The sequence below is a fragment of the Pseudorhodoferax sp. LjRoot39 genome (assembly GCF_964253035.1).
Lineage (GTDB): Bacteria > Pseudomonadota > Gammaproteobacteria > Burkholderiales > Burkholderiaceae_C > Pseudorhodoferax.
On the sequence record NZ_CAXUQL020000001.1, the window covers coordinates 4,322,299 to 4,348,835 of the forward strand.

At 70.9% G+C, this 26,537-nt stretch carries 33 protein-coding genes; 2 read left to right on the plus strand and 31 right to left on the minus strand.

Annotated elements, in window-relative coordinates:
* Nucleotides 1-133 precede the first annotated feature (133 nt).
* On the plus strand, nt 134-970 hold the full coding sequence (locus ACSQ4M_RS20055) for an undecaprenyl-diphosphate phosphatase (RefSeq protein ID WP_436191183.1): 837 nt from the start codon (nt 134-136) through the stop codon (nt 968-970).
* Nucleotides 971-1,048: 78 nt separating this feature from the next.
* On the opposite strand, the gene trmB is transcribed toward ACSQ4M_RS20055, so the two are convergent.
* Genes trmB through flgB form a run of 14 tightly spaced genes read right to left on the minus strand, consistent with a single transcriptional unit; the run spans nt 1,049 to nt 12,191 of the window.
* Nucleotides 1,049-1,807: a tRNA (guanosine(46)-N7)-methyltransferase TrmB gene (gene trmB / locus ACSQ4M_RS20060; protein WP_436191184.1), complete on the minus strand. Its 759-nt coding sequence runs from the start codon at nt 1,805-1,807 to the stop codon at nt 1,049-1,051.
* 11 nt (nt 1,808-1,818) lie between these two features.
* Complete coding sequence (locus ACSQ4M_RS20065) at nt 1,819-2,358, minus strand: nucleoside 2-deoxyribosyltransferase (protein WP_436191185.1); 540 nt, start codon at nt 2,356-2,358, stop codon at nt 1,819-1,821.
* Nucleotides 2,359-2,389: 31 nt separating this feature from the next.
* The gene (locus tag ACSQ4M_RS20070) at nt 2,390-3,433 is read right to left on the minus strand and encodes a hypothetical protein (protein ID WP_436191186.1); all 1,044 of its coding nucleotides are present in this window, start codon (nt 3,431-3,433) and stop codon (nt 2,390-2,392) included.
* Between the two features lie 17 nt (nt 3,434-3,450).
* On the minus strand, nt 3,451-4,362 hold the full coding sequence (gene flgL, locus ACSQ4M_RS20075; protein ID WP_436191187.1) for a flagellar hook-associated protein FlgL: 912 nt from the start codon (nt 4,360-4,362) through the stop codon (nt 3,451-3,453).
* Nucleotides 4,363-4,369: 7 nt separating this feature from the next.
* Entirely contained in the window at nt 4,370-5,746 is a 1,377-nt protein-coding gene (gene flgK, locus ACSQ4M_RS20080) for a flagellar hook-associated protein FlgK (RefSeq protein WP_436191188.1), read from the minus strand.
* Nucleotides 5,743-6,117: a rod-binding protein gene (locus ACSQ4M_RS20085; RefSeq protein ID WP_436191189.1), complete on the minus strand. Its 375-nt coding sequence runs from the start codon at nt 6,115-6,117 to the stop codon at nt 5,743-5,745. The genes flgK and ACSQ4M_RS20085 overlap by 4 nt, the downstream gene beginning before the upstream one ends.
* Nucleotides 6,117-7,229 (minus strand): flagellar basal body P-ring protein FlgI, encoded by a 1,113-nt coding sequence (locus ACSQ4M_RS20090; RefSeq protein WP_436191190.1) that lies wholly within the window; start codon nt 7,227-7,229, stop codon nt 6,117-6,119. The genes ACSQ4M_RS20085 and ACSQ4M_RS20090 overlap by 1 nt, the downstream gene beginning before the upstream one ends.
* A gap of 11 nt (nt 7,230-7,240) precedes the next feature.
* Nucleotides 7,241-7,909 carry a flagellar basal body L-ring protein FlgH gene (locus tag ACSQ4M_RS20095; RefSeq protein WP_436191191.1) on the minus strand — a complete coding sequence of 223 codons (669 nt, stop codon included), beginning with the start codon at nt 7,907-7,909 and terminating at the stop codon, nt 7,241-7,243.
* A 27-nt stretch (nt 7,910-7,936) separates the two neighbouring features.
* Complete coding sequence (gene flgG, locus ACSQ4M_RS20100) at nt 7,937-8,725, minus strand: flagellar basal-body rod protein FlgG (RefSeq protein ID WP_436191192.1); 789 nt, start codon at nt 8,723-8,725, stop codon at nt 7,937-7,939.
* A 42-nt stretch (nt 8,726-8,767) separates the two neighbouring features.
* A complete protein-coding gene (locus ACSQ4M_RS20105) occupies nt 8,768-9,493 on the minus strand; it encodes a flagellar basal body rod protein FlgF (protein WP_436191193.1) in 726 nt (241 codons plus the stop codon).
* A 7-nt stretch (nt 9,494-9,500) separates the two neighbouring features.
* Nucleotides 9,501-10,700, minus strand: coding sequence for a flagellar hook protein FlgE (locus ACSQ4M_RS20110; RefSeq protein WP_436191194.1), 1,200 nt, complete (start codon nt 10,698-10,700; stop codon nt 9,501-9,503).
* Nucleotides 10,701-10,718: 18 nt separating this feature from the next.
* On the minus strand, nt 10,719-11,393 hold the full coding sequence (locus ACSQ4M_RS20115) for a flagellar hook capping FlgD N-terminal domain-containing protein (protein ID WP_436191195.1): 675 nt from the start codon (nt 11,391-11,393) through the stop codon (nt 10,719-10,721).
* A 5-nt stretch (nt 11,394-11,398) separates the two neighbouring features.
* Nucleotides 11,399-11,818 carry a flagellar basal body rod protein FlgC gene (gene flgC / locus ACSQ4M_RS20120; RefSeq protein WP_189690833.1) on the minus strand — a complete coding sequence of 140 codons (420 nt, stop codon included), beginning with the start codon at nt 11,816-11,818 and terminating at the stop codon, nt 11,399-11,401.
* Nucleotides 11,819-11,828: 10 nt separating this feature from the next.
* The gene (gene flgB, locus ACSQ4M_RS20125; protein ID WP_114469552.1) at nt 11,829-12,191 is read right to left on the minus strand and encodes a flagellar basal body rod protein FlgB; all 363 of its coding nucleotides are present in this window, start codon (nt 12,189-12,191) and stop codon (nt 11,829-11,831) included.
* A gap of 42 nt (nt 12,192-12,233) precedes the next feature.
* Between flgB and flgA the strand changes: the two genes are divergently transcribed.
* On the plus strand, nt 12,234-12,911 hold the full coding sequence (gene flgA, locus ACSQ4M_RS20130; RefSeq protein ID WP_436191196.1) for a flagellar basal body P-ring formation chaperone FlgA: 678 nt from the start codon (nt 12,234-12,236) through the stop codon (nt 12,909-12,911).
* 16 nt (nt 12,912-12,927) lie between these two features.
* Here flgA and flgJ read toward each other — a convergent pair whose 3' ends face one another.
* The 17 genes from flgJ to ACSQ4M_RS20215 all read right to left on the minus strand — a co-directional run bounded on the left by flgJ (nt 12,928) and on the right by ACSQ4M_RS20215 (nt 26,376).
* Nucleotides 12,928-13,758: a flagellar assembly peptidoglycan hydrolase FlgJ gene (gene flgJ / locus ACSQ4M_RS20135; RefSeq protein ID WP_436191197.1), complete on the minus strand. Its 831-nt coding sequence runs from the start codon at nt 13,756-13,758 to the stop codon at nt 12,928-12,930.
* Nucleotides 13,745-14,209: a flagellar export chaperone FlgN gene (gene flgN, locus ACSQ4M_RS20140; RefSeq protein WP_436191198.1), complete on the minus strand. Its 465-nt coding sequence runs from the start codon at nt 14,207-14,209 to the stop codon at nt 13,745-13,747. The genes flgJ and flgN overlap by 14 nt, the downstream gene beginning before the upstream one ends.
* The gene (gene flgM / locus ACSQ4M_RS20145; RefSeq protein WP_436191199.1) at nt 14,206-14,481 is read right to left on the minus strand and encodes a flagellar biosynthesis anti-sigma factor FlgM; all 276 of its coding nucleotides are present in this window, start codon (nt 14,479-14,481) and stop codon (nt 14,206-14,208) included. Before flgM ends, flgN begins: the two co-directional genes overlap by 4 nt.
* A gap of 36 nt (nt 14,482-14,517) precedes the next feature.
* Nucleotides 14,518-15,519 carry a flagellar motor protein MotB gene (locus ACSQ4M_RS20150; protein WP_436191200.1) on the minus strand — a complete coding sequence of 334 codons (1,002 nt, stop codon included), beginning with the start codon at nt 15,517-15,519 and terminating at the stop codon, nt 14,518-14,520.
* Nucleotide 15,520: 1 nt separating this feature from the next.
* Nucleotides 15,521-16,423, minus strand: a complete 903-nt coding sequence (motA, locus tag ACSQ4M_RS20155; protein WP_436191201.1) for a flagellar motor stator protein MotA — start codon at nt 16,421-16,423, stop codon at nt 15,521-15,523.
* 16 nt (nt 16,424-16,439) lie between these two features.
* A complete protein-coding gene (locus ACSQ4M_RS20160) occupies nt 16,440-17,156 on the minus strand; it encodes a FliA/WhiG family RNA polymerase sigma factor (protein ID WP_436191202.1) in 717 nt (238 codons plus the stop codon).
* A 2-nt stretch (nt 17,157-17,158) separates the two neighbouring features.
* Complete coding sequence (locus ACSQ4M_RS20165; protein ID WP_436191203.1) at nt 17,159-17,614, minus strand: flagellar basal body-associated FliL family protein; 456 nt, start codon at nt 17,612-17,614, stop codon at nt 17,159-17,161.
* Nucleotides 17,611-18,657: a flagellar hook-length control protein FliK gene (locus ACSQ4M_RS20170; RefSeq protein WP_436191204.1), complete on the minus strand. Its 1,047-nt coding sequence runs from the start codon at nt 18,655-18,657 to the stop codon at nt 17,611-17,613. The genes ACSQ4M_RS20165 and ACSQ4M_RS20170 overlap by 4 nt, the downstream gene beginning before the upstream one ends.
* A complete protein-coding gene (locus tag ACSQ4M_RS20175; RefSeq protein WP_436191205.1) occupies nt 18,654-18,971 on the minus strand; it encodes a hypothetical protein in 318 nt (105 codons plus the stop codon). Before ACSQ4M_RS20175 ends, ACSQ4M_RS20170 begins: the two co-directional genes overlap by 4 nt.
* Complete coding sequence (gene fliS / locus ACSQ4M_RS20180; protein WP_436191206.1) at nt 18,964-19,380, minus strand: flagellar export chaperone FliS; 417 nt, start codon at nt 19,378-19,380, stop codon at nt 18,964-18,966. Before fliS ends, ACSQ4M_RS20175 begins: the two co-directional genes overlap by 8 nt.
* A 19-nt stretch (nt 19,381-19,399) precedes the next feature.
* Nucleotides 19,400-20,767, minus strand: a complete 1,368-nt coding sequence (fliD, locus tag ACSQ4M_RS20185; RefSeq protein ID WP_436191207.1) for a flagellar filament capping protein FliD — start codon at nt 20,765-20,767, stop codon at nt 19,400-19,402.
* Nucleotides 20,768-20,842: 75 nt separating this feature from the next.
* Nucleotides 20,843-21,277, minus strand: coding sequence for a flagellar FliJ family protein (locus tag ACSQ4M_RS20190; RefSeq protein ID WP_056668703.1), 435 nt, complete (start codon nt 21,275-21,277; stop codon nt 20,843-20,845).
* On the minus strand, nt 21,274-22,587 hold the full coding sequence (gene fliI / locus ACSQ4M_RS20195) for a flagellar protein export ATPase FliI (protein ID WP_436191208.1): 1,314 nt from the start codon (nt 22,585-22,587) through the stop codon (nt 21,274-21,276). The genes ACSQ4M_RS20190 and fliI overlap by 4 nt, the downstream gene beginning before the upstream one ends.
* Complete coding sequence (fliH, locus tag ACSQ4M_RS20200; RefSeq protein WP_436191209.1) at nt 22,584-23,318, minus strand: flagellar assembly protein FliH; 735 nt, start codon at nt 23,316-23,318, stop codon at nt 22,584-22,586. The genes fliI and fliH overlap by 4 nt, the downstream gene beginning before the upstream one ends.
* 5 nt (nt 23,319-23,323) lie before the next feature.
* Nucleotides 23,324-24,361 (minus strand): FliG C-terminal domain-containing protein, encoded by a 1,038-nt coding sequence (locus ACSQ4M_RS20205; RefSeq protein ID WP_436191210.1) that lies wholly within the window; start codon nt 24,359-24,361, stop codon nt 23,324-23,326.
* The gene (gene fliF / locus ACSQ4M_RS20210; protein WP_436191211.1) at nt 24,345-26,033 is read right to left on the minus strand and encodes a flagellar basal-body MS-ring/collar protein FliF; all 1,689 of its coding nucleotides are present in this window, start codon (nt 26,031-26,033) and stop codon (nt 24,345-24,347) included. Before fliF ends, ACSQ4M_RS20205 begins: the two co-directional genes overlap by 17 nt.
* 16 nt (nt 26,034-26,049) lie before the next feature.
* The gene (locus tag ACSQ4M_RS20215; RefSeq protein ID WP_235581011.1) at nt 26,050-26,376 is read right to left on the minus strand and encodes a flagellar hook-basal body complex protein FliE; all 327 of its coding nucleotides are present in this window, start codon (nt 26,374-26,376) and stop codon (nt 26,050-26,052) included.
* Between the last annotated feature and the right edge of the window lie 161 nt (nt 26,377-26,537).

Consider the following 26,537-nt stretch of genomic DNA (forward strand, 5'->3'; position numbering starts at 1 on the left):
TGAGCTGTCATGCCTCTTGGTGGAAACCCTGGGCCGCTATCATCGGCCGGCCTTTTCACAGCCTCCAACATCCCATGCACCTGCCCCGTCCCGCATCGCCATCGGCTACCGTCACGACCCAGGGAGCCGCGCGATGAGCTCGGTGGGCTGGGGCGAGGCCGCCGTCCTCGGGCTGATCCAGGGCCTCACCGAGTTCCTGCCGGTGTCCTCCAGCGCGCACCTGCGCATCTTCGGCCCGCTGCTGCCCTCGGGCGGCGACCCGGGCGCGGCCTTCACGGCGATCACGCAGATCGGCACCGAGGCTGCCGTGCTGCTGTTCTTCCGCCATGACATCGTGCGCATCTTCCTGGCCTGGTGGGCCTCGCTCACGCAGCGCGGCCGGCCCATGGGCCCGGACGCCCGCATGGGTTGGCTTGTGATCCTGGGCACGGCGCCCATCGCCATCCTGGGCCTGTTGTTCAAGAACGCCATCGAAGGTTCGCTGCGCAACCTGTACATCACGGCCACCATGCTGATCGTGTTCGCGCTGGTGCTGGCCGTGGCCGACCGCCTGGGCCGCAAGCAGCGCACGCTCGACCGGCTGACCTGGGGCCACGGCATCCTGTTCGGTTTCGCCCAGGCGATGGCGCTGATCCCCGGCGTCTCGCGCTCGGGCGGCACCATCACCATGGGCCTGATCCTCGGCTACACGCGCGAGGCGGCGGCGCGCTACTCGTTCCTGCTGGCCATCCCCGCCGTGCTGCTGTCGGGCTTCTACCAGCTCTACAAGACCTGGGGCACGGAGAACACCGTGGGCGGCGGCCAGACGCTGCTGGCCACGGTGATCGCCTTCTTCGTCGGCTATGCCGTGATCGTGGGCTTCCTCAAGCTGGTGTCCACGCGCAGCTACATGCCCTTCGTCTACTACCGCGTGCTGCTGGGCATCGCGGTGTTCGTGGCGCTGGGCATGGGTGTGCTGCAGCCGATCTGAGCGCCGCGCCGGGCCGCCCCAAGCAAGCTGGCTCCCGCTTGGCGGGACCGGCCGCAGGGCTAAGGGTGCATCAGACCTTCAGCGGCGTCGGAACACCAGGTCCCAGACGCCATGCCCGAGCCTGAGGCCGCGGCGCTCGAACTTGGTGTCGGGCCGGTAGTGCGGCCGTGGCGCGAAGTCCGCCGCCGTGTTGGCCAGCAGCGGCTCGCCTGAGAGCACCTGCAGCATCTGCTGCGCATAGGGCTCCCAGTCGGTCGCGCAGTGCAGGTAGCCGCCCGGCGCCAGGCGCTGCGCCAGCCGCGCCACGAAGGGCGGCTGGATCAGCCGGCGCTTGTGGTGCCGCAGTTTGTGCCAGGGATCGGGGAAGAAGATGTGGATGCCGGCCAGCCCCTGCGGGTGCTGCTGCGCGTCCCAGGCCGGCAGCATGTGGTCGAGCACTTCGACCGCGTCGTGCGCGAGGATGCGGATGTTCGCCAGGCCACGTTCGCCGATCTGCTTGAGCAGTGCACCCACGCCGGGCTCGTGCACCTCGCAGCACAGGAAATTCGTCTCGGGCAGCAGCTCGGCGATGTGGGCCGTGGCATCGCCCATGCCGAAGCCGATTTCCAGCACCGTGGGCGCCTGGCGGCCGAAGGCCTCGGCCAGGTTCAGCGGCGCGGCCTGGTAGGGCAGCACGAAGCGCGGGCCCAGATCGGCCATGGCCTTGGCCTGGCCCAGCGTGGTGCGGCCGGCGCGCTTGACGAAGCTGCGGATGGCGCGTGGATGGGCGACGTCGGAGGGGGCCAGACCGGTGGACTGGTCCGGCGTTTCGCCGGAGGGAGAAGAGGGCGTGTTCACGCGGCGGGATTCTATGTGCGTAGGCCCAGCCGCTCGGCCAGCAGCCGCAGCGCGGCCTCGGGCGAATCGGCGATGCCGACAGAGCGGGCCAGCATCAGGTTGAGCCGCTGGCCCAGGCCTTCGACCATGGTGCCATCGGCCCGCTCGCGCAGCACGCCCTGGCCATCGGGTGCGCAGTCGCGGGCCGCACCCACGCGCGCCGCGTAGCTGCCCGGTGGCACGCCGTAGGCCGCGACGGGCTTGCCCAGCGCGATCGCGTAGCCGACCTCGAACACCGTGCCCGAATCGGGCTCCAGCCCGCGGAAATCGGCCAGGTTGGCGAGCACGCCATCGGCCTCCCGGATGCGCGCGACGTTGCCTTCGTAGATGCGCTGCGCCAGTGCGTCGCCTTGCAGCGCGGCCATGCCGGGCGCCGCGTCATCCGCCGGTTCCAGTCCGGCCAGGCCCAGGCGCGCGCAGGCGGCCTGGAGCCGCGCGAACACCTGCGCGCTGTCGGGCCGGAAGACGTCCGGGCCGGCGAGGTAGATGCGGGGCAGGGTGTCTGGAGGCATCCGCGCATTGTCGCTGCGCGGTCGGCCGGGTTCAGCCTGCGTCCAGCAGGCGTTCGACGCGCTGGCGCCCCAGGCCCCACAGCGCCGCGCCCAGCGTGGCCTGCCGGCCGTAGCTGTCGCGCGGACCGGACTCGCCGCGCAGGCGCGCGGCGAACGCGGTGCCGAAATCCTGGGCCCAGGCCGCGTCCCGTGCGGGGGCGGCATCGGCCAGGGCCGCGCGGTCGTCGTCGAGCACGGTGCGCGCGCCTTCGCGCGCCGCCTCGGTGCGCTGCAGCGCCGTGCCGAGCTGCTGCAAGGCCTGGCGGGCACCATCCTCGTCCTGCAGCGTCCATTGCGCCGGCGTCAGCACGTCCGGCTGCGGATCGGCCGCCACGCGGTGCAGGCGGCCGGACGCGAACTGGCGGCCTTCGCCCTGCAGGGCCAGGCCATCGCGCACCTGCGGCCAGCGCGCTTCGGCCACCGAAAAGCGCAGGCCGCCGCCGGCATCGGCCTCGGCCTGCAGGTCCAGCGGCGCCAGGGCCTGGGCGAAGGCATCGGCCCGGGCCTGCGGCGTGGCTTGCGGATCCAGTTGCACGCGCACGGCGGGACGGGCTGCCGACGGCAGGCCGACCGCCAGGGTCAGCGTCTCACGCGCCTGCGGTGGCTGGTCCAGCCCCCGCACCGAGAAGCTGCGCCGGGCGGGCTGCTCGGCGTTGAAGTGCAGCTGCGGGTCCAACGCCGTGCCGGCCGCCGTGGCGCGCTCGGCCCAGAGCTGGTCCAGGCGCGCGCGCTGGCTTTCCAGCCGGTCGGCCGGCACGGGCTGGCCGGCCGCCGCGCGGGAGAGGTCGCTCTGCAGGTTGCGCAGCCGCGGGGCCAGCCGGTCCAGGTAGGCCAGGGCCTGCTGGGCGCCGGCCACGCGCTGGTTGCGCTGGGCGTCCAGGCCACGCAGGCCGGCATGCACCACCGGCAGTGCCGACGGGGCCGGTGCCGGCGCAGCGGCTGGCACATCGCCCGTGCGCGGCACGGCCGCCACGCTGTCGGACGCATGCGACCGGTCCAGCCCGAGGCCGCCGGGACGCAGGGGAGTGATCTGCATCGTTGCTCAGCCGGCCTTCACAGTTGCGAGAACAGCGACAGGGTGGCCACACGCACATAGGCCTTCTGCGTGGCCTGCAGCGCCGTCTGGTAGCCGGTCAGCCGGATCGCCGCCTCGCCGTAGTCGAGCTGGCTCAGCGTGATCTTGGCCTGGTCGGCCGCCAGGCCGACATTGCCATGCGTTTCGTCCAGCGTGGACAGGATGTTCTGCGCACCGCCCAGGCCGGCGATCTTGCTGCTGACCGAGGCCATGGCTTCGTCCGTGCCGGTCAGCGCATCCTGCAGCATCGCGCGCACGGCCGGGTCGTTGTTGTTGACGCCGGGGGTCTGCATCTGCGCCACCGCCAGGTCCAGCCGGTTCAGCAGTGCCGCCATCTCGGGCAGACTCACGTTGGCCGACTGCGTGATGTTGTTGCCCACCACGACCTGCTGCCTGGCCTCGTTGCCGGCGAAGCTGTAGCGGCTGCCGGCAGCGGCCGTGCTGTCCAGTGCGATGGTGGCCGTGGTGCTCAGCGTGCCCGAGAACAGGTAGCGGCCTTCCTGGTCGCGGGTGTTGGCCGTGAAGTACAGGCTGTCGCGCAGGCTCACGAGTGCGCCGGCCATGGCGTTCAGGTCGTCGCCGGTGTTGGCGCCGTCGTTGGCCCAGACCATCAGGTCGCGCACCTGCTGCATGTCCTTCAGCGTGCTGTCCAGCGCGGTCTCGTTCTGCGTGAGGCGCACCGACAACGCGCCGATGTTGTCGCGGTACTGCGACAGCGCGGCCTGCTCGCGCTCCATGCGCGACAGGCGCACGGTGGTGACCGGGTCGTCCGAGGGCAGCAGCAGGCGCTGGCCGGTGGCCATCTGCTGCATGACCTGCTCCAGTCGCGCCTGGGCGCTGGCCAGCGTCTGGCTCATGGTCATGTGGTATTGACTGGTGGCGATGCGCATGGTGAGCCTAGCGGAGGATGGCGAGTGTCGCTTCGAACAGCGTGTTGGCCGTGCTGAAGACCTTCATGTTGGCCTGGTACATCTGCTGGTACTGCACCAGGTTCACGGCCTCCTCGTCTTCGTTGACGCCGCTGGTGGAAGCCCAGTTGGCCTTGGCATAGGAGCGCACCGTGTCGGCAACGCTCAGCGCGGCCTTGTTCTGCTGGCTGGTCGTGCCCAGGTTGCTGACGAGCTGCGTGTAGGCATCGCCGAGCTGGACCGTGCCGAGCGAGGCAATCGGTACCGACTGGTCCTTCAGCCCGATCAGGGTCAGCAGGTTGGCGCTGTCGCCAGGCAGTGCCGGATCGCTGGAGAAGCCCAGGTCCTGCGCGGTCAGGCCCGGCGTGATGGTCAAGAGCGCCGAGACGCTGGAGGTGTCGAGCTGGAACAGCGGCTTGCCGGGCGTGCCGTCCAGGCCGTAGCCGGCGGCCAGCTGGTTGTTGAACAGCGTGGTCAGGCCGGTCGCCATGTCGCTGATCGACTGCGTGAGCGGCTGCAGCGTCTTGGCCTGGTAGTCGTCCAGACCGCCGAGCTGGCCACCCATGTTGCGGCTGGCGATCGTGAAGACCTCCTTGGCGAAGCGCACCGTCAGCGCGGGCGTGCCGTCGGCCAGCGGCGCGGCCGCCTCGATCTTGCCGACCGTCATGCCCACCACCAGCGGCGTGCCGTTCTTGAGCGCCACGCTGCGCGAGCCGTCGGCCTGGTCGACCACGTTGACGCCGACCAGCGCGGCCAGTTCGTCGATGCGGTTGTCGCGCTCGTCGATCAGGGCCGAGGGGTTGGCGCCCGTGGCCCCGGCGCTGGCGATCTTGCCGTTCAGCGTGGCAACCTCGGCCGACAGCACGTTGACCTGGTCCAGCACCGCCGAGCGCTGCTGCGTGATGGCCGTGCGCTGGTTGGCCAGCACCTGGTTCATGCTGTTGAAGCGCACCGTCAGCGCTTCGGCCGAGGCGATCACCTGCTGGCGCAGCGGCGCGGAGGTCGGCTCCACACTGGCCGCGTTCAGCGCCGCATAAAAGCCGTCCAGCCCGGCGTTGATGGTCGACACGTCGTCGCCCATGACCTGCTCGAGCTGGGTCAGGTAGCCCTGCACGGCCGAATGCCGGCCCTGGGTGGAGGCGGACTCCCAGAGTTGCTGGCTCTTGTAGGCGTCGGCGAAGCGGATCAGCTGCGGCGTCTGCACGCCGTTGCCGGGCGACATGCCGCCCGTGGGCGCGGCGGCGCGCAGCAAGATGCCCTGGCGGGTATAGCCCGGCGTCTGCAGGTTGGCGATGTTCTGGCTGGTGGCGGCCAGGGCGGCCTGGGCCGCCATGGCGCCCGACAGCGCGTTGTTGATCATGCTCATGGCTGGGGTTCCGGCGGATTCGTCTGGGGCATCTGCTGAGACAAGGCGGCGCCATCGGCGGCCGGCTTAAGCGGCTCGGCCGGCGCACCGGGATACAGCTGGCGCAGCAGCATGTCGGCGATGCCGAAGGCACGCTGGCCGGCCATCTGGTCGGCCATGAGCTGGTCCGCCAGGCCCAGCAGCGGGTTGTCCGGATCCTGGCGCAGGAAGCCGTCCTCGCCGGCCAGCGCGCCGGTGCCCGCGCGCATGGTCTTCAGCATCTGCTGGATGAACATGCCCTCGAACTTCTGCGCGGCATCCTCGATGCGGGCGCGCACGGCGTCGTCGGGCATGGCGCCCGGAGCACTGTTGGAGATGGGGGAGGTCTGCATCAGATCACGACGAGCTCGCCGTCGATGGCGCCGGCCTGGTCCAACGCCTGCAGGATGGCCATGATGTCGTCGGGCGAGGCGCCGATGCTGTTGACGGTGTCGATGATGGTCTGCAGCTTGGCGCCGGCCGGCCAGGCGAACATGCGGCCGTTGCCCTGCTCGACCTGCACCTGCGACTGCGGCGTGACCACGGTCTGCCCCTGGCTGAAGGGCTGGGGCTGGCTCACGCGCGGGTTCTCGCTGATGACCACCTTGAGCGCGCCGTGCGAGACCGCCGCCGGCCGCACCGTCACGCCCTCGGCGATGACCACGGTGCCGGTGCGCGAGTTGAACACCACGCGCGGCGTCTCCAGCCCCACGTCCACGCGCAGCGCCTGCAGCTGGGCCACGAAGGCCACGCGCCGGGTCGGGTCCGTGGGCGCGGCCACCTCCACCGTGGTCGCATCGCGCGTGCTGGCCACGCTGCCGAAGCTGCGGTTGATGGTGTTGACGATGTTGGTGGCGGTCTCGAAGTTGGGCCGGCGCAGCGACAGGCGCACGTTGGGCGCGGTGTCGAAGTCGGTCTCGATCTCGCGCTCGATGCTGGCGCCGTTGGGGATGCGCCCGCCCGTCGGGGTGTTCACGGTCACGCTGGAGCCGCTGGCGCCCTGGGCCGACAGGCCGCCGATCACCACGTTGCCCTGGGCCAGCGCATAGACCTCGCCGTTGGCCGCGCGCAGCGGCGTCAGCAGCAGCGTGCCGCCGCGCAGGCTCTTGGCATCGCCCAACGAGGACACCGTGATGTCGATGGTCTGGCCCTTGCGGTAGCCGGGCGGAAAGCTCGCGCTGACCATCACGGTGGCGGTGTTCTTGCTCTTGGCCTCCACGCGCTCGGGCATCTTGAGGTCGAACTGCTTGAGCATGTTGTTGATCGACTGCCCGGCCGACTTGACCTGGGTGCTGTCGCCCGAGCCGTGCAGGCCCACGACGAGGCCATAGCCGATCAGCTGGTTCTCGCGCACACCTTCGACGTGGGCCAGGTTGCGCAGGGCCTGGGCGGCGGCCAGCACCGGGGCGGGCAGGGCGCCCAGCAGCAATGCTGCAGCGCAGAGGAAAAGGGAAAGCTTGCGCATGGCGGGCGTCCTCAGAACGGCATCCAGGGGCTGTTGAAGAAGGCCGTGAGCCAGCCCTGGCGCTGGCTTTCCGCGAGCGTGCCGCGGCCGGAGTAGGTGATGCGCGCGTTGGCGATGCGCTGGGACGACAGCCGGTTGTCGGTGTCGATGTCGGCCACGCGCGCGAACCCGCTGACGCGGATGAACTCCTCGCCCAGGTTCAGCGTGAGGCTCTTCTCGCCGCGGATGGCCAGGAGGCCGTTGGGCAGCACCTCGGTGACGACCACGGTGATGGCGCCCTGCAGCGCGTTCTGCTGCGTGGCGGTGTTGCCCGCGTCCGAGCTGCGCTGCGCGTCGATGCCGATGTCGGTCTTCAGGCTCCTGCCGCGGAACAGGAAGGGCGTGATCGAGGTGCTGCTGTTCTTGTCGCTGGTCACGCCGCTGCGCTTGCTGGCCTGGGTGGTCTCCTGCAGCACCACGGTCAGCACGTCGCCGGGCCGGAAGGCGCGGCTGTCGGAGGTCAGCGCAGTCACCGTGTCCATGGGCAGCACGCCGCCGGACACGCCGCGGCGCGGCGTGCTGACGATGATGAGCGGCTCCTCGGGCTGGGCCGCGGCCTTCGGGATGGGCGGCAGCGTCTCGCAGCCGGCCAGCAGCAGCGCGGCCAGCACCAGCAGAATCGACCAGGGCGACTTGTTCATTTCAGACCTCCGCAATCCACCCGGCGCTTACCTCGCGACCTGGGCCAGGTTCTGCAGCATGTTGTCGGCCGCCGAGAGCACCTTGGTGTTCATCTCGTAGGTGCGCTGGGCCGCGATCATGTCCACCATCTCCTCGGCCACCTGCACGTTGGAGCCTTCCAGCGCGCCCTGCTTGAGCTTGCCGCGGCCGTCCTCGCCCGGGTTGCCCTCGGCCGGCTCGCCGCTGGACTGGGTCTGCTGGTACAGGTTGTCGCCGATGGCCAGGAGGCCCGTGGGATTGACGAAGGTCGCCATGGTGAGCTGGCCCAGCTCGGTCGGCGTGGTGGCGTTGCCCACCATGGCCGAGACGATGCCGTTTTCGCCGATGGTGATGCCCGTGGCATTGGCCGGCACCGTGATCTGCGGGTTGATCGGCAGGCCCTGGGCATTGGTCAGCCGGCCTTCCAGCGACAGGCCGAGCTGGCCGGCGCGGGTGTAGGCGGTCTCGCCGTTGGCCAGCTCCACCTGCAGGAAGCCGTTGCCGATGATGGCCACGTCCAGCTCGCGGCCGGTGGTCTGCAGGCTGCCCGCGGTGAACACCTTCTGCGTGCCGGCCACGCGCGTGCCATTGCCCAGCTGCACGCCGCCGTCGGCATTGCGGTTGGCCGACATCTGGGCGCCGGGCTGCTGCTCCACCGTGTAGAACAGGTCCTCGAACACCACGCGGTCGCGCTTGTAGCCCACGGTGTTCACGTTGGCCAGGTTGTTGGCGATGGCCTGCAGCTTGGCGTCCTGGGCCTGCACGCCGGTCTTGCTGACCCAAAGGGCTGGATTCATGTTCGTTTCTCCTTGTCGTTCAGGTGTCGTTCGGGCGGCGCGTCACTCGCGCAGCAGCCGGTTGCCGTTGGCGGCCATCTCGTCGGCGGCCTTGAACAGCTTCATCTGCATCTCGAAATCGCGGTTGATCTGCAGCGTCGCCACCATCTCCTCGATCGGCGAGACGTTGCTGCCTTCCAGGTAGCCACCGCGCACCTGCACCTCTTCGCTGGGCTCCAGCGGGCCGCCGTCGCGCCCGACCAGCAGGCCGACCTCGTTCTTGCGCAGCGCGCCGGGCTCGGGCTTGACCAGCTTGAGCCTGTCGATGACCTGCATCTCCTGCGTGCCCTCGGGCAGCACCAGCACCGTGCCATCGGCGGCGATCTCGATGTGGTTGGTGGCCGGCAGCACGATGGGGCCGCCCTCGCCGAGCACGGCCCGGCCATCGAGCTGCAGCTGGCCCTCGGCGTCGAGCGTGAAGGCGCCGGCGCGCGTGTAGGCCTCGCCATCGCCGTAGGCCACGGCGAACAGGCCATCGCCGACGATGGCGGCGTCCAGTTCGCGGCCGGTCGGCGTCAGCGTGCCGCTGCGTGTCTGCACCGCGTCGGCGTCGATGCGTGCCATGTGGCGCGCGTCGTAGCCGTAGCCTTCCACGGCCTGGTGCGCCGCCGTCTCCATGTCGGCACGAAAGCCCGTGGTGCCGGCGTTGGCCAGGTTGTTGGCGCGCACCTGCTGGGCCTTGAGCGCACGCTCGGCCCCGGCCATGGCGGAGTAGATCAGCGCGTCCATCGCTGTCTCACACCGCCTGCATGAGCGACTGCATCATGTCGTCGGCGGTCGAGATCACCTTGGTGTTGGCCTGGTAGTTGCGCTGCGAGGTCATGAGGTTCACGAGCTCGGAGGTCATGTCCACGTTGGACTGCTCGATCGCGCCCACGGTCAGCTCGCCGGCCATGCCGGTGCCGGGCGTGGCGTACAGCGGCGTGCCGGAATTCGAGGTGGTGGTCCAGCTGGTGTCGCTGATGGCCTGCAGGGCCTGCTCGTTCGGGAAGGTGGCCAGCGCCACGGTACCGACCTTCTGCTTCTGGCCGTTGCTGTACTCGGCGATGACCGAGCCGTCCTCGGACAGCGTGACGTTCACGCGCGTGCCCGAGGCGTAGCCGTTGGGTGCGTTGACCGAGGGGCGCGACTCGCCCGAGTACTGCGTGGTGCCGGTGTAGTCCAGCGCGATGCTCATGGGCGTGGCACCTGCCGGCGTGGCCGCCAGCGTCACGGCCGGCACGGTCGTCAGCTTGCCGCCGGTGCCGAAGTTCAGCGCCTGCGGCGTGCCGTTGGCCACGCCGTCGAAGGTGTAGTGCACCGTCACCTGGTTGGTCGCGGTCTTCACGAAGTACTGCGTCACCGTGTGCTGGCTGCCCAGCGAGTCGTAGACCACCGAGACGTCCGAGCTGTTGTAGGTCAGCGGGTTGGTGGCGTCGAACGCCGCCGTGGGCGCGACCCAGTCGGACGACAGGTTGCTCACGTACTGCATGCGCGAGGTGGCCTGGGCCGCCACCTGGCCGCTGGGCACCTGCAGGTCGCCCATGGCACCCAGGCCGGCACCGTCCACCGGTACGCCGCTGGCATCGCGCATCACGGCGTAGCCTTGCACGCGGCGGTTGGAGGCGTCCACGAGGTAGCCGTCCTGGTCGGTGCCGAAGATGCCCACGCGGGTGTAGACCTCCACGCCGCTCGATTCCTTGGTCACGAAGAAGCCGCGGCCCTGCACCATGGCGTCCAGCCCGCGGCCGGTGGTCATGGCGCCACCGCCGATGTCGATGCTCTGCGTCAGCGAGTTGATCTGCGCGCCGGCCGGCTGGCTGCCTGCGTAGAGCGAGGCGAAGTTGGCGCGCGTGGACTTGAAGCCGTAGGTGCCCGCGTTGGCGATGTTGTTGCTGATGGAGTCCAGCGAGGTGTTGATGGCGTTGATGCCGGACAGTGCGATTTCGAAGCTCATGGCGTTCTCCTCAGGACTTCAGTTGATCGGGGTGGTGGGGCGGCCGTGGAAGCCGACGAGGGACGAAGCGGGGACCTGGCCGACACCGGCGACCTGCACCATGGCGGCGCCGTTGCTGCCGATCTGCACATTGCCCAGCAGGCCGGTGACGCTGGTGGCGGGTGTTTCCTTGGTGCTGGTTTCGACGCTCAGCGCATAGCTGCCGGCCGGGATGCCCAGCGCGGCCGGGTCGACCGCGGTGGAGACCGTGCCGATCGGCCGCGTGCCCAGCTCGATGCTGAACTTCTTGCCGCCTGTGCCCGTGAGCACCAGCGTGGTCTTGGTGCTGGGGCTGGAGAGGGTGAAGTCGACCTGCACCGGTTCCTTGTCCAGCTGGACCTGGCTGGTCTGCACCGTGACATCGGTGCCGACCTGCGAGCCCAGCGAGATCACCTGCATGCTGGCCATGGCGCTGGCGCTGGCCGTGCCCTGGTCGGCCAAGAGGCGCAGCGCCTCGACCTGGCTCAGCTGCGAGAGCTGGCCCACGAAGGCGGCGGGGTCGGTCGGCTCCAGCGGGTTCTGGTTGCGGATCTGCGCGACCAGCAGCTTGACGAACAGGTCGGAGATGTCGCCGCCCAGGGCGGAGGCGATGCTGGGCAGGCCGGCATTGGCCGAGCTGCCGCTCGCGGTCTGGTTGTTGACGGTGGTGACCATGGGGTTCAGCTTTCTCCGAGGCGCAACAGAGAGGCCTGCATCGACTTGACGCGGCTCAGCACCTCGACATTGGTCTCGAAGGCGCGCGAGGCCGACAGCATGTCGGTCATCTCGGCCACCGAGTTGACGTTGGAATAGAAGACATCGCCGTCGGCGTTGGCCAGCGGGTGGTCCGGCTCGTGCACGCGGCGCAGCGGCTCGGGGCTCTCCACCACGTCCAGCACCTGCACGCGGCTGCCGGCCGACTGGGTGCCCTGGCCGAGCTGGGCGATGGCCGCGAACACCGGCTTGCGCGCGCGGTAGCCGTCGGCCTCGGTGCCGGCGGCGCTCTGCGCGTTGGCCAGGTTGCTGGAGATGGTGTTCAGCCGCACGGTCTGCGCCGACATGGCGGAACCGGCGATCTGGGCGATGGCGCGAAAGCTCATGGTGTCCTCCTCACTGGCCTGCAATGGCCTTGGCCAGCCCTTTGAGCTTCATGTCCACGAAGCGCAGGCTGGTCGCGAAATCGGCCGCGTTCTGCGAGAACGCAGCCTGCTCGACACCGAGTTCCACGGTGTTGCCGTCCTGCGATGCATGCTGCGGCAGCCGGTACATCAGCTCGGGTGCGCCGCTGTCCAGCACCGCGAACGGGTCGTCGCCGCTGGCGCGGCTGAGCGCCTGCGCGAAGTCCACGTCGCGCGCCTGGTAGCCCGGCGTGCTTTCGTTGGCCAGGTTCGAAGCGAGGACCTTGGTACGATCCGCGCGTAGCCGCAAGGCGTCCGCATGCAGGCCCAGGGCCTTGTCGAATTGAAGTCCCATCACATCCCCTTTCGTCGATCCATCTGGTCGTTTGGTCTGGCCGTGGCCTTGCCGCTGGTGGCACTGGCCACCGTGCCGGCGCGCATGGAAGACCTGGTCGAGCAGGCCGCGCGCGACTGGCTGGTCGAGCAGGCCGACCAGCGCGCCCTGGCCGAGCCCGTGTTCGAGGTCAAGGCCGTGGCCCGGTTGCCGCAGCCTTTGCCGCCCTGCGCCGAGCCGCTCACGGTGGACGCGCTGGAGACGCGCTCCATCGCGCGCATGCGCTTTGCCGTGGTCTGCCCCGGCAGCGAAGGCTGGCAGCGCGAATGGGTGGTGCGCGCCGCGGTCTCGGCGCTGGTCGTGGTGGCCGCGCGCGACGTGCCGGCCAACCGCGCGCTGCAGGCCGAGGACCTGGCCATCGAGCGGCGCAAGCTGACCGACCTGGCCGGCGCCGTCAACCTGCCCGAGGATGCCATCGCGCAGTCCAGCAGCCGCACGCTGCGCACCGGGCAGGCGCTGCATGCGCGCTGGCTGTCGGCGCCCGTGCTGGTCAAGCGCGGCGACAGCGTGACCATCCGCGCGCGCAACGGCGGCGTGGAGGTCAGCGCGGCCGGCGAGGCGCTGGAGAACGGCAGGCCGCGCCAGGTCGTGCGCGTGCGCAACACCACCACCGGCAAGGTGATCCGTGCCAGGGTGCTGGAGGAGGGGCTGGTCGAGCCGGAGAACATGGGCGGGTCCTGATGCCTTGGGGTCTGCGTCATTCGCCGACAGCGCTGCGCGCGCGCACCTGGCGCGCCACGCGCGCCAGCTTGTCCGCGTAGTCGGGGTCGGTGGCGTAGCCGCCACGCGCCAGGCCTTGGGCGAAGGCCGCGGCATCGCTGCCCGTGTTCAGCGCGTCCTGGTAGCGCGGGCTGTTCTGCAGCAGCTGGGCGTAGTCGCGGAAGGCGCTGGCATGGTTGGGGTAGGCGCGGAAGGCCTCGGTGGTCTTCTGGGCCTCGCCGCCTTCGTACTCGGTGGTCAGTGCCTGCACGCTGGCACCGCGCCAGCCGCCGCTGGCCTTGATGCCGAACAGGTTGTGGCTGTCGCCGCCGTCGGCCCCGCGCAGCGGGCGCCGGCCCCAGCCCGATTCCAGCGCGGCATGCGCGGCCACCAGCTCGGGCGCCACGCCCAGTGCGGCACCGGCTTCGCGCGCCCAGGGCGCGATGGTTTGCAGAAAGTCCTGTTGCGCGGCCACCGGCACCGCCTGGCCGGGCGGCAGCGCGGCCGCGCCGGTGGTGCGCAGCGGGGTGCGCGCCAGGGCCGGCGTCAGCAGGGGCAGGGCCTGGCCCTGCGCGCCGTCCACCGCGGCGGCCTGCAGGGCGGCTGCGCGGCGCAGCAGGCCCTCGGTGCCCAGTGCCGGCAGTTCGCTCTGGTTCCAGCCGTTGCGCACGATCTCGGTGATCTCGGCCTGGGCGCTGCGCATGGCGCTGGCGAAGCTGGCAGCCTGCACGGCGTTGCCGCCGGCAGCCCAGGACGGGGCCGGTGCGGTGGGCGCGGTCGGTGCCAGCGCGCGCAGCGCCGTGCTGGAGGCGAAGTCAGGCGTCTGCATAGAGCGGGTCCTCCTTGCCGTGCAGCACGCGGGTGAGCAACTGGTGCTGCTCGGTCAGCAGGCGGGCGTTGCGCAGGTTCAGGGCCTTGCAGTCCTGCACGGCCTGCGCCAGCCGGTCCCACAGAGCCTGCACTGCCGCGCGCTGCGCGGCGGGCCACTGGGCCAGCAGGGCCGGCACGCTGGGCGCGGCACCACCGCTCAGCCGCGCCAGCAGGCCGTCGCGGAACAGGCGGCGCGCATCGAGCCGGTCGACCACGGCGACGAGGGCCTCGGCCAGCGGCTCCATGGCCTGGGCGTCGTGGCGCAGTGCGCCGGCGAATTGCTGGTCCAGCAGCGCGCGCAGTTCGGCGTAGTCGGCCAGGTCGGCCTGCACATCGCGCAGCAGCCGCTCCATGGCCGGACGCGGCAGGCGGGCTGCGCCGGCCGGCGTGGCGGCGGCGGACGTCGTCATCCACGGCTCCCGTGGTAGCGCTCGATGAGCTGGGCGAGCTTGCCGGCATCGAAGCCGAGCTCGCCGCGCTCCAGCGCGGCACGGATCTCGGCCACGCGGGCGGCGTCGATCTCGGGCATCTGCTGCAGCTGTGCGCGTGCGGTGGCCAGCAGCGCGCCGGTGGCCGACGCTCCGCTGCTGGCCACGGCACCGTGCGGTGCGGCGGGCGCAGGCGCGGCGCTGGCCGGGCCGACGGCCGGGGTGGCGGGCGTGCCGGAGCTGGTGATCTTCATGCGCAATCCTCGGGTTCTGGTTTCCATGGCCGTTCCTCAACGCGCACCCAGGCGCTCGCGCAGGGCCTGCAGCGCGCTGCGCTCGGGAATCACCGCGTCGGCGCCCGGCACGAACAGCGTGCTGCCCGCGGGCGGACCGAACATGGCGCGGATGGCCTGGGCATGCTCGGCGGTCAGCACCAGCAGCTCGATGCGGCGGTTCACGTCGGCGTCGGAACGGGACAGGTCCAGCGGCGCGCGGTCGGCCATGCCGATGACCTGCAGCACGCTGGTGGTCGGCATGCCGCCGGCCATCATGTGAAAGCGCGCCGCCATGGCGCGGTTGTTGGCCAGCGACCAGTTCGACAGCGAGCCCGGATAGGTCTCCACGCCCGAGAACGGGGTGGAGTCGGTGTGGCCCACGATCAGCATCTGGTTCTCGACCTGCGCGAACACCGGGCCGAGCTGGCGCAAGAGCTTGCGAAAGCGCTCGGTCGGGTAGGCGTTGCCGCGCTCGAACATGCCGAAGCGGTCGGTGTCGTGCAGCAGCACACGCAGGCCGTAGGGCGTGATGATGTTCTGCAGGTTGCTGGCCAGGCCCGTGTCGTCGGCCATGCGGGTGATCACCACGGCCAGCTCGCGCAGGTCGGCGGCGGTTTCGTAGCGGCGCGCAGGTGGCTGGTCGGGCTGGGTCTGGTTGGGCTGGCCGGCCTTGTTGGTGTCGCCGTTGGCATAGGCCTTGCGCGGCTGCAGCGTGTCGCTCTGCGCGGGCACGGGCTCGCGCGGGATCAGGCTGCCGCGCTGCTGGTCGAGCTTGGCGATCAGGCTGCCGCCGTCCTCGAACAGCTTGCCGCCCTGGGTGCGCCGCAGGTCGGCCACGGCCTCCTCGGAGCTGCGCGCGGCCAGGATCCAGAGCACCAGGAACAGGCACATGAGCGCCAGCACGAAATCGGCGAACGCCACCTTCCAGGCGCCGCCATGGGCCTCGTCGTGCCCTTTCTTGGACACCTTCTTGATGATGGTGGCATGGCCCTTGTCGGCCTTGGCGGCGGTGTTCATGTCAGGCTCTGTCGCCAGCGCGTCGCGCCGGCTCGGGCTCGCCGCCGCCGGTCAGCGCGTTGATCCAGCCCTCCAGCTTGGCGAAGCTGGGCTTTGTGTTGAGCTGCACGAGGCGCCGGCCGGCGTCGATGGCCAGGAGCGGCGGCTTGCCGGCCACGTGCGTGACGATGACGACCTTGACGATCTCCAGCATCGACATCTCCTCGGCCACCAGCTGCTTCATCATGTTGCACATGGGGTCGAGCAGGCAGTAGCACATGAAGATGCCGATGAAGGTGCCGACCATGGCCGCGCCCACCTTGGCGGCGACCTCGGCCGAGCCGGCGCCTTCGCCGATGGCGGCCATGGTCATCACGATGCCCAGCACGGCGGCCACGATGCCGAAGCCGGGCATGGCCTCGGCGATCTTCTGCAGCGACTTCTGCGGCTGGTTCAGCTCCTCGTGGATGGCCTCGATCTCGTGGTCGAGCACGCCTTCGAGCTCGTGCGCGCTGATCTTGCCCATGGCCATCAGGCGGAAGTTGTCGACGATGAAGGCCAGCAGCTTGGGGTCGGCCAGCACCAGCGGGTAGCGCTTGAACATGTCGCTTTCCTGCGGCGCCTCGACGTGCGCGTCCAGCGCCTTCAGGCCCCCGGCGGCGGTCTGCAGCAGCTCGTACATGAGCAGCAGCAGCTGGCGGTGGAACTCGTTGCCGTCGCGCCGCTTGCCCAGGCTGTGCTTGACCTGCAACCACAGCTCGCCGAGCACGTGCTTGGGGTTGCCGATCACCAGCGCGCCGGCACCGGCGCCGCAGATGATGACGATTTCGACCGGTTGCCAGATGACGCTCATCTGGCCGCCGTGGAACATGAAGCCCCCGAACACGGTGACGGCGATGATCAGCAGGCCGACTAGGAATTGCATGGTGTGGGGTCCCGGGTCAGGCTTCCTTCAGGAAGTCCTTCATCTTGCGCAGCGCGCCCTTGTTGATCTGGCACACGCGGGCATCGGTCAGGCCCAGCACCGCGGCGATTTCCTTGAGGCTCAGGTCGAACTCGTAGTACAGCTGCACCACGCGCTGCTCGCGCGCGTCCAGCACCGCGAGCGCCTGCTCGATGCTGCGCCGGGTCATCAGCGCGGCCTCGGGCGACTGGCCTTGCGAGGGCAGGCGGTGCAGTTCCTCGACGATCTCGTCGAAGCTGACCAAGAGCTCGGCGTTCTCGGCCAGGCGGTGCTCCTGCAGCTCGTCGGCCGAGATGTGCAGCTCGGACTGCAGCTCGGCCTCGCTGGGCGCATGGCCCAGCCTGCGCGTGAGCGCGCGTTCGGCGTCGCGCAGCTTGTGGCTGTCCTGACGCACGCTGCGCGGGCGCCAGTCCTGGCGGCGCAGCTCGTCCAGGATGCTGCCGCGCACGCGCAGCGCCGCGAAGGCGGCGAACTTGGCATCCGGCTCGCCGTAGCGGCGCAGCGCTTCCAGCAGGCCCATGAGGCCGATCTGCTCCATGTCTTCGCGGTCGATGGCGCCGCCGATCTGCGAGGAGAGCTGGCGCGTGATGCGCTTGACCAGCGGCAGCCAGGCCAGCAGCTGCTGTTGCTCCAGCGCAGCCGCGCCGCGCTCTGCAGCTCCCTTCAGTTCGGCGTATCCGTCGCGCAGGTCCATGCTCACTCGATGATCAGCTTGCTGATCAAGGCCTCGGAGAAGGGTTGCTCGATGCTGTCGGCCGCGTAGCGCGCCTTGTAGGCGGCGTTGACCTCGGTGGTCAGTTGCTCGATGGTCAGCCCGCCGGCCTTCTCCAGCGTGAACTCGGACAAGGCCATCACGGTGACGCTGCGCAGCAGCGGCAGCTGGTCCTTGACGGCCTTTTCCTTGACCGGGTCGTCGGCCTTGAACACCACGTCCACGGCCATGTAGTGCGCCAGCGGGTCGCCCGCCTGGCTGCGCAGCATCACGATGACCTTGTCCAGCGTGACATAGCGGAAGGTCGAGGGCTTGGGCGGCGGCGGGGCCTTGGCCTCGGTGCTGTGCCCGCGCTGCCACCACCAGAAGCCGCCGCCGGCCGCGCCCGCGGTCAGCAGCACGGCACCGGCGATGATGGCGATGAGCTTGCCTTTGGTCATGAGCGGTCCGTCGCGAGTGCGAAGTGCGCGAAGTGCTGGCCGGCTTCGCTCTGTTCATCGAGTGCGCGGCCGGGCTGCTGCTGGCGCTGCTCGCCCTGGCGCTGGCGGCCTTCGGCATCGCCGCGGGCCTGCTGCTGCGCCACCTGCACGCTGACATCGCCGCCCTGGCGCTGCGCCAGCTCCTGGCGCAGGCCGTCGCCGATGGCCTGCAGCTGGCGCACCACGTCGCCGTGGCTGGCGCTGAGCTGCACCTGGGTGGTGCCGCTGGCATCCTGGCGGATGTGGATCTCGATCTGGCCGCGGTGCGGCGGGTCCAGCCGGATCACCACGCGCTCGCTGCCGCGCTCGATCTGCACGGCGATGCGGTCGCCGAGCTGCTGCATCAGGGAGGGCGCACGGCCCTGCGGCGCGGCCTCGCCAGTGCGCGGCTCCACGCTGTCCTGCGGCGCGCTGGCGGCTGCCGGCACCAGGCCGGCGGCCACGCTGGGGCGCTCCAGCGGCAGCGCGGTGGTGGAGGTGGTGGCGCTGTCGGCCGGCGCGGCCTGGGGCTTGGCGGCTGGCAACGGCGACACCACGGCGGCCGGGGTTGGCGCGGCGACGCTGGCGGGCAGGGCTGGCGCTGCGCCGGTGGCGGCCTGCACGGCCACGGTTGCGGCCGCGGCGGCTGCCGGGCGCGGCGGCGCTTCGGCCGGCGTGCCGAGCACGGCTGGCAGCGGCACGGCGATGGCGGGCGGCGGCTGCAGGCTGGCCAGCGCCGGATCGAACTGCAGGGCGGTGCCGGCGTCGGCAGCGCTGGTGTCGGTGTCGTCCTGCGCCGGCGCGGCCAGGGCAGGGGCGGCGGAGCCGGGCGTCGGCAGCGCGGCGGCGGCGTTCAGCAGCAGCTGCAGCGTGCGGTCGAAGCTGCCGGGCTGGGCTGGCGCAGGGGCGGCGGCTGCCGCGCCCAGGGCGGTGATGGGAACGCTGGGCGCGAGCACGGCCAGCAGCGCCGCAGCGGGCTGTGCGGCTTGCTGCGGCAGCAGGGCTGGCAGGGGCAGGGTGTTCATGGGCGGGCCTCGAGCGGGGATGCACTGTCCTGCAGTGCGTAGGCGAGCCAGCCGTCGCGGCCCTCGCGCCACTGGGCGATCTGCTGCTCCAGTGCTTCGCTGGCTTCGCGGCACAGGCCGCGCGCCATGGCGTGGGCCGTGCCGAGCCGCTCCAGCGCCTCGAGTTCGGCGCCGCTCCAGGGGCCGAGCGCCGCCAGCTGCGGCAACTCGCGCGCGAGTGCGCGGTCGGCCAGCTGCACGGCCTGCCAGTCCTGCGCGCGGGCCGCGCCCAGCACCTGGGCGGCCAGCTGGGTCAGCTGCTGCTGTCTAGACATGGGCGGCCCCCGCGGTGCTGCGGCGCAGGTCCTGCGCCTGCACGTCCTGCCAGCCGGCGCGCAGCGTGCGCAGCAGGCCGGCGACCTCGTCGACCATGGCCGGCTCCAGGTCGCTGCCGGCACGGTACAGCCGCCAGCTGCAGTAGTCGTACAGCCGGGCCAGGTTGTCGACGACCTCGCCGCCGCGGTCGGTGTCCAGCGCGCTGGACAGGCCGTTCAGGATGTCCACGCACTTGTCCAGGCTCTGGGCCTTCTCGGTGAAGCGGCGCGCGGCGATGTGGGCGCGGGTGCGCGCCAACTCCTCGAGCAGCCCGTCCAGCAGGATCAGCACCAGCTGGACCGGCGAGGCATTGGCCGTCTGCGCGTGCAGGTTCACGGCGTGGTAGTGGTGGTAGGCGTCGTGGTCCAAGGTCGGTCTCGGCGGTGGTTCAGGTGGTGGTCGACAGCGAGCTGAACAGGTTGGAGGTCTCGCTCATCTGCGACTGCAGGTTCTGCAACTGGGTGAACTGCGCCAGGTAGCGCTGGTAGGCGTTCTCGTACTGCAGTTCCAGGCGGTCCTGGCGCTGCGTGATGCGCTTTTGCGTGACCTGCACGCTGTCCTGGCGGCGCTTGATCTGGCCCTGGCTGGTGTCGGTCCAGCTGTCGCTCACGGACTGCAGCGCGCCCAGCACGCCCGAGGCGGTGGTCAGGCCGGTGTTGCCGAACAGCGCGTCGAGCTTGTCGGGGTTGGCGGCCAGCGCCTTGTCGAGCTTGGCGCTGTCCAGCGAGATGCTGCCGTCGCGGCTGGTCTTGATGCCGAAATCCATGAGCCGCACGCCGTCCACGTCCATGCGCAGCGCATTCGCCAGGCGCGAACGCAGGTTGCGCACGCCGGTGTCGGAAGCGAACGCGGCCGAAGCGGTGCCGTCCTTGCCGTAGGCGGTGAGCTCGTCCAGCGCCTTCTCCAGCGCGTTGTAGGCGGTCACGAAGCTCTGCAGCTTCTCGGTCGTGGCACTGTTGTCATTGGCCACCGTCACCGTGGCGGGAGCGCTGCCGCTGGCCATGGGCTGGGCCAGCGTCAGCGTCACGCCCTCGATGGCCGTGAAGGTGTTGGAGGCCTGCTGCAGCCGGATGCCGGTGCCCTGGGCACCCAGCCAGACCACCGCATCCTGGGCTGCCACCAGCTGGCGGCCGCCGGACAGTGCGGTCTTCAGCGCGCCGTCGGGCAGGCCGCTGGCGTCCAGCGTGAACGCACCGGCGGCGCCGCTGCTGCCGGCGCCCAGCACCAGGTGGGTCTGGCTGCCGCTGGTGACGGTGCTCGCCACCACCTTGCCGCCATTGTCCTCGGCCATGTTGATGGCGCGGGCGATCTCGGCATGCGAGATGGTGCCGTCGCTGTTCTGGTCGGCCATGGTCAGGTCGACCGAAAAGCTGGTGCCGTCGCCCAACTGCACCACGAGCGGGCCGCCGAGCGCCACCGGCACGGCCGGCAGGTCCTCGAACGCGACCTGGTGCACGGTGGCGACCTGCTCGACGAAGAGCTGGTAGCTGCCCGGTGCGGCCTGGGCCGTGGCCTTGGCTGCGGTGATGGCGGTGCCGGCGCCGCTCAACGTGGCGCTGCGCTGCACCACGCCGGTGCTGCGGCTGGCCAGGCCGCCGAGCGCGGTCTCGAATGCGCTCAGCGCCGACTGCAGCTTGGTCAGCGCGGTCGATGTGCTCTGCGCAGCCTGGCTCTGGGTGGTCAGCTGCTTCTGGGCGCTGGCCACGTACAGGTTGGCCAGTTGCGAGGCCATGGATGTGGGATCGATTTCGGCCATTTCAGACTCCTTGACGGGGGTTACCCGTGGAGAAGGCGACCGTTGCCCGGCGGCCATGAAGTGCAGATGCAGGGCTCATGGCGTCCTCCGCAGCCAGCTCTGGCGGGCGATCTCGTCCTGGCCCTTCTGCTCGGCGCTGCGCAGCGCGCGGCCATGCTCCTGCAGGCGCTGCGCCAGCACCTGGTCGATGGCGCCCTGGCGGCGCGCGGCGGCCAGCAGCGCCAGCCGGGCCCGGTCCACGGCCTGCTCCTGGCGCGACAGGTCGCCGCGGTGGCGCTCGGCCAGCTCCATCACGTTCTGCTTGTAGTTGGCGCAGTTCAGCGAGGCCAGCGGCGACAGGGTGCCGCTGGTGGTGCTGGTGCGCCACAGGCTGTCCAGCCGCTCCTGGTTGCGGCGGCGCCGCTCGGCGTCGGCCAGCTGCTGCGCCAGCTCGGTCTGGCGGCGCTCGACCTCGCGTTCGCGCAGGTCGGCCAGGCGGCTCAGGGACGGGGCAGGGTGGTTCGCGTTCATTGGACCAGGCTTTCCAGTTGCGCCACCGTGGCGGCCATGGGCGCGGCGTCGTGCGTACCCTGTTGCAGGAAGGCTTCCATGCGCGGGAAGGCGGCCACGGCGCGGTCGGTGGCCGGGTCGGCGCCGGCCACGTAGGCGCCCAGCGGCAGCAGTTCGCGCACCTGGGCGTAGCGGCCCAGCAGCTCCTTGACCTGCAGCGCGGCGCGCTGCTGGGCGGGACTGGCCACCAGGTTCATGCAGCGGCTGATGGAGGCGCCGATGTCGATGGCCGGGTAGTGGCCGCGCTCGGCCAGCGCGCGCGACAGCACGATGTGGCCGTCCAGCACGGCGCGCGCGGTGTCCACCACCGGGTCCTGCTGGTCGTCGCCCTCGGCCAGCACGGTGTAGATGGCGCTCATGCTGCCTTCGGCGCGCTCGCCGTTGCCGGCGCTTTCCACGAGCTGCGGCAGCTGGCTGAACACCGAGGGCGGGTAGCCGCGCGTGGCCGGCGGCTCGCCCAGGGCCAGCGCCACCTCGCGCTTGGCCATCGCATAGCGCGTGAGCGAGTCGACCAGCAGCAGCACATGCTGGCCCTGGTCGCGGTAATGGGCGGCGACGGCGTGCGCCAGTTCGGTGGCGCGCAGGCGCATCAGCGGCGATTCGTCGGCCGGCGCCACGACCAGCACGGCGCGCGCCAGGCCCTCGGGGCCGAGCGAGCGCTCGATGAACTCGCGCACCTCGCGGCCGCGCTCGCCGATCAGGCCCACGACCACCACGTCGGCCACGGTCTGGCGCGTGATCAGCCCCAGCAGCACGCTCTTGCCCACGCCGCTGCCGGCCATGAGGCCCACGCGCTGGCCCTTGCCGAGCGTGAGCAGGCCGTTGATGGCGCGCACGCCCACGTCCAGCGGCTCGTGCACGGGTTGCTTGCGCAGCGGGTGCACGCGCGGCGGCTGGGCCGCCAGCGGGTGCTCGCCGCCGAGCGGGCCGCGGCCGTCCATGGGCTCGCCCAGACCGTCGACGATGCGGCCCAGCCAGCTCGGGCCGATCAGCGGCTGGCGGCGTTCGGCCAGCGGCATCACACGCGCGCCGGTGGCCAGGCCCTCGATGGCGCGGAACGGCATCAGGTACGCGATCTCCTCGCGGAACCCGACGACCTGGGCTTCGACCCAGTCGCCGGCCGCGGTCTCGACACGGCAGCGCTGGCCGGTGTGCAGCGTGCAGCCCGCGCTTTCCAGCAGCAGCCCGGAGGCGCCGACCAGCCGGCCGGTCGGCCGCGCCACGGGCACCTGGCCGAGCTCCACATCGCGCAGGGCGGCACGCAGGGTCATCGCACCACCTGCAGGGCCGGCGCCGCCGGCAGGTCTTCGTCATCGTCCAGCGCGTGCTGGGCCTCGGGCCGGCCCTTGCCCTTGAGCTGGGCGCGCACCTGGTCCATCACGGCGGCCTGGCGCTGGCGGCAGCCGGCGTCGGCCTCGTGGCGGCCGGCGCGCACATGGCATTCGCCGGGCTCCAGCCGCGTGTCGGGCAGGAGCTTCCACTTCTTGGCGCGCTCGGGGTCCAGGTCGGTGATGCGCTGCAGGTCTTCCGGGTGCAGGAAGACCTCGACCTCGCGGGCACGCACGCGCGGCAGCGTGGCCAGCGTCTCGTCCACCATGGTCAGCAGCTGCAGCGGCTGCAGCGCCAGTTCGCAGCGGATCACCTGGCGCGCAACCTTGCCGACCAGCTCGACGACCTCGTCGCGCAGCGCCTCCTGGTACTCGGCCTGCAGCTTGTTGAGGGCTTCCAGGATGGCGTCGACCGGGCCAGCCTTCTCGTCGAAGCTCTCCATGATCTCGCGGCGCGCCTGCTCGGAGCCTTGGCGCAGGCCTTCGGCATGGCCGCTCTTGTGGCCCAGCGCCTCGCCGGCTTCCTTGCCGCTGCGCAGGCCTTCGGCGTAGCCCTGGTCCATGGCCTGCTGGAAGGCCTGGCTGGCGTCGCCGCCGTCGGGCCCGCTCACACGGGCCTGCACCTGGGCCAGGGGCGGGAAGCGGTGGGGGCGGGCGTTGCGCAGTTGCTGCATGGCGGTCACTCGACGGTCGCCTCGGCGAACAGCTGGATCTCGATCTCGCCGGCATCGGCGAGCGCCTTGACCTGGGCCATGATCTCCTTGCGGGTCTGCTCCACGCGCGACATCGGCACCGGGCCGGCGCGGCGCAGGATGTCCTGGAAGCTCTGCGCCTGGCGCTTGGGCATGGTCTGCAGGATGGCGTCGCGGATGCTGGGCTCGGCACCCTTGAGCGCGATGGCCCATTGCTCCAGCGGCACTTCCTCCAGCAGCCGCGTGAGCACCACCTCGGTCTGGTTGGAGAGGATGAAGAAGTCGTACATGCTGGCCTCGATCCTGGAGACCAGTTCGGCGTCGTGCACGCGCAGCGCCTCGATCATCTGGCGCTTGTCGCCCGGCAGGCGGTTCAGGATCTCGGCCACCTGGCGCGTGCCCTCGACGGCGGCGCTCTGCGTGCCCATCTCGTCCAGGCAGCGGCTGACGATCTCGTCCAGTTCGGTCAGCAGCTCGCTGTCGATCTCCTGCAGCCGGGCCATGGCGATCAGCAGGTGGTCGCGGTCCTGTGCGGGCAGGTTCTCGATCACGCTGCCGGCCTGCGGCGGCGGCAGGAAGGACAGGAACACGGCCTGCATGCGCACATGCTCGTGCGCGATGCGCTCGGCCAGCCACTTGGGCGCGGCCCATTGCAGGCGCTGCATCTTGGGCCGGATGGCGTCGCCGTAGATGCTGTTGAGCACGCTGCCGGCGATCTGGCTGCCCAGGGCCAGGTCGAGCGATCGCTTGAGGTAGCTGCGCGAGGCGCCGTGCACGCCGCTCTGCTCGCGGTAGTTGTCGAAGAAGCGCGTCATGGCGTGCTTGACTGCCTCGACCTTGATGCCCGACAGGCGCGACATCACCTGCGTGACCTCCAGCAGCTCCTCGCGCGAGAGGTGGCGCAGCACGGCCGCGGCCGGCTCCTCGCCCATGCACAGCAGCACGATGGCGGCCTGCTCGATCGGGCTGGAAGGGGCGGGCGCCGGCACTTCGGCCAGCGCAGTGGACTCATTCGGCTCGGCCATGCTTTTGCACCCACTGTTTGACGACTTCGGCGACGCGTTCGGGCTCCTTGGCGGCCAGCACGCGCAGGTGGTTGACCATCACGTCCACCGGCGAGCCGGGCGGCGGCAGGTCGTAGTCCTCCAGCAGCGGGACCACTGGGATCTGGGTGCCGGCCGCAGGCGGCAGCGCCGCCATGGCGGAGGGCGCGGCCTGCGGGCCGGCCAGCGCGGCCAGCGGCGGCACGTCGGCGTCTTCGCTGCGCCGGCGTGGCGTGGCCGGCTTCGGTGCCAGGTGCTGTTGCACGCTGCGCAGCAGCGGGCGCGCCAGCAGGAAGTAGGCGAGCAGGCCACCCAGCAGCCACGCCACGGGCGTGGCGTACTCGTAGACGCGGTCGGGCTGCTTCCACCACGGCGCCATCTCGGGCGGTGCGGTGAAGGCCAGGGCCGACACGGCGAGCTTGTCGCCACGCTCGGCATTGATGCCCAGGCCATTGCGCAGCACGCCCTCGATGCGCGTGAGGTCTTCTGCGGTCCAGCCATTGCCGCCGGGCGCCGCGGCGTTGTTCAGCACCACCGCCACGTTCAGGCGGGCCAACTGGCCGCGGGCGTGGCGGATCTGGCGGATCTGGCGGTCGTAGGCGTATTGGCGCGTGGTGGCGTTGCGGCGCGCGGTGGCGTCGTTGCCGGCGTTCTGGGCGTTGCCCTGGGCCTGCGCGTTCGGGTTGGCCGGCGGGGGCGGGCGGTTGGACAGTGAACCCGGCACGCCCAGCGCGGACTGGCTGCGGTCCTGCTCGTCGCGCACGGCTTCGGAGGTGATGCGCGGGTTGTCGCCCAGCTTCTCCACGGTCTCGTCGATGCGGTCCTCGCTGACCTCGGCGGTCACGCTGGCCTTGAAGTTGTCCAGCCCGACCACGGGGCCCAGCAGCTCGCGCACATTGGCCAGCGTGGCGTCCTGGTGGCGGCGCGCGGCGTCGCCACCGCCCACGGCGTCGAAGCCCTGGCTCAGGTCCACGCGCGAGGACAGCAGGTTGCCGGCCTGGTCGACCAGGCTCACGCGCTGCACGTCCAGGCTGGAGACGCTGCCGGCCACCATGTTGACGATGGCGGCGATCTGCTCGGGCGCCAGCTTGCGGCCGGGCTTGAGCGCCAGCACCACCGAGGCCGAGGCTTTCTCGCCGTCGCCCAGCACGAAGGAGGTCGAGCGCGGCATCGACAGGTGCACGCGCGCCGATTCCACGGCGTCCAGCGTGCGGATGCTCTGCGCCAGCTCGCCCTCCAGCCCGCGGCGGAAACGTACGTCCTGCACGAACTGGCTCACGCCCAGCGGGTCGCTCTTGTCCATGAGCTCCAGGCCGGCGGGCAGCTGGGCCGTGACGCCTCTGGCCGCCAGCAGCATGCGCACGCGGCCCAGCTGGCTGCCCGGCACCAGCACCTGGCCGCTGTCGGGGTGCAGGCGGTAGGGCACGCCCTCGGCGTCGAGCACGGCCATCATGTCGGAGGCCGCGATGCGCTCGCGCGCGCCGAACACGGGCTTGTAGCCGGCCTCGTCGCGCCACAGCAGCATCATCACCACGGCCGTCAGGCCGACGGCCAGCAGCAGGATGGGCAAGAGCGAACGGGACAGCCCAACCGGCAAGGCCGGCATGCCGACGTTGCGCAGGTTCTGGACTCCGGCCTTCAGGGTGGCGATCACGTGGCGGTCCCGGACATCAGATCGGCAGCTTGACCAGGTCTTCGACCGCGGTCACGACCTTGTTGCGCACCTGCATGAGCATGGAGAAGGACAGGCTGGCCTGCTGGCTGGAGAGCATGGCGCCGACCAGGTCGTCGCTCTGGCCGCTGTCCACGGCCGCCATCTGCTGGCCGGCCGCATGGTCCTGCGTGTTCACGCTGTTCACCGCGTCGCGCATGCGCTGCGCGAAACCGCCCGCGGCGGCGGGTTCGGGGCCATCGTCGGGCGCCTGGGGCAGAACATTTTGGAGGTCTGCGGCCTGCGCTTTGATGTGTGCCAGATTCGCAGCAATTGCGTTGTTCATGTTGTTTGTCATGACGCATTCCCTCAGCGTTGCGTTGAACTCAATCCCTGAGTGTTGAGTATTTCGCACCATCATAAATCCATTTTTTGCACTTTCGTGATTTTTACGCACCTCGCGTCTCAAAGTGCTACGAAACGCTGCCCCCGCGTTAGTAAATTCAA